Source organism: uncultured Vibrio sp., from assembly GCF_947488985.1.
Classification (GTDB): domain Bacteria; phylum Pseudomonadota; class Gammaproteobacteria; order Enterobacterales; family Vibrionaceae; genus Vibrio.
In genome coordinates this window covers 1-1,012 of record NZ_CANLBV010000235.1, presented here as the reverse complement: position 1 = coordinate 1,012, position 1,012 = coordinate 1, and the positions used below count along the sequence as shown (strand labels likewise).

General features: G+C 42.7%; 1 protein-coding gene. It reads right to left on the bottom strand.

Features of this window, described 5'->3' with window-relative positions; translation table 11 throughout:
• Positions 1–276: 276 nt before the first annotated feature.
• A complete protein-coding gene (locus Q1A70_RS20040; protein WP_299695798.1) occupies positions 277–912 on the bottom strand; it encodes a LysE family translocator in 636 nt (211 codons plus the stop codon).
• Positions 913–1,012 lie beyond the last annotated feature (100 nt).

Here is a 1,012-nt window from a genome sequence, read left to right as displayed (position 1 = left end):
TGACAGATACCGCCTTAGTTGGCGGTATCTGTGTTGATATTAGAAAGTCAATGAGTCGGTTCGTAGACGCTTACAGTTGAACGAGTATATAAGTTTATCTGGACATTTTATTGAATGATGAATAGCCATCAATATAGCGTGAAAGACAAAGCTCGGACCGCAAAGACAAAAAAGCCCACGATGTGTGGGCTGTATGTATCTGCTTCTATCTCTTAGGATTTACCCATTAAACTTCCCGTACAAAACGGTAAACCAACGGAGTTGAGGCTAGATTCCTTATACTGGTTTTTCCAATAGCAGCTTAACCCCTAGTGCCACCAGCACCATTCCTGTTACACCTTCCATCCACTTCATAAAACTGGAATTCTTAAGCAATTTTTTAGCGGAGTTCAGCGCACCAGCCAAACCACATTGCCAAACCATTGCTATCATAAAGTGTATTGAAGCCATGAGCATCGACTGCAATAAAGGCGAGCCCTCAGGATTAACAAATTGAGGTAAAAATGCCAAGTAGAACACCGCCGTTTTAGGGTTTAGTACGTTAGATAAGAAGCCTTCACGCAGAGAGCGTTTAGCACTGTAAACTTGCTGATCTTGTTCGCCGACTTTCATTCCGCCACCGCTTTTCATCAAAGCGCGTAAACTACTTAGACCAAGCCAAATCAGGTACATCGCGCCAACCATTTTCACCGCCTGAAAGAGTTCCGCTGACTGAGCAAGAATAGCGGAGATACCCACGGCAGAGAAAAAGGCATGCACATATAAGCCGCTACAAATACCAAAGCTGGTCATGCAACCGTCAGATAAGCCAGATCGGCTGGTGTTGCGAATCACCAATGCCGTGTCTAAGCCGGGCGTTAAGGTTAAAATAGTGATGGCAATCAAAAATGCCTCAAAGTTCAAAATATCCATGTTATTGTCATTCTTATTTAAAGTACTAAGGCGTGTTGATCTTTCGTGAGTATTTTTTAAACAGCATGGTAAAGAGTTATAATTTGCTTCGCCAAAAGTA

Excerpts from the sequence above, each read along its gene's own strand:
- Q1A70_RS20040 (WP_299695798.1), bottom strand. The coding sequence starts at position 912 with ATGGATATTTTGAACTTTGAGGCATTTTTGATTGCCATCACTATTTTA.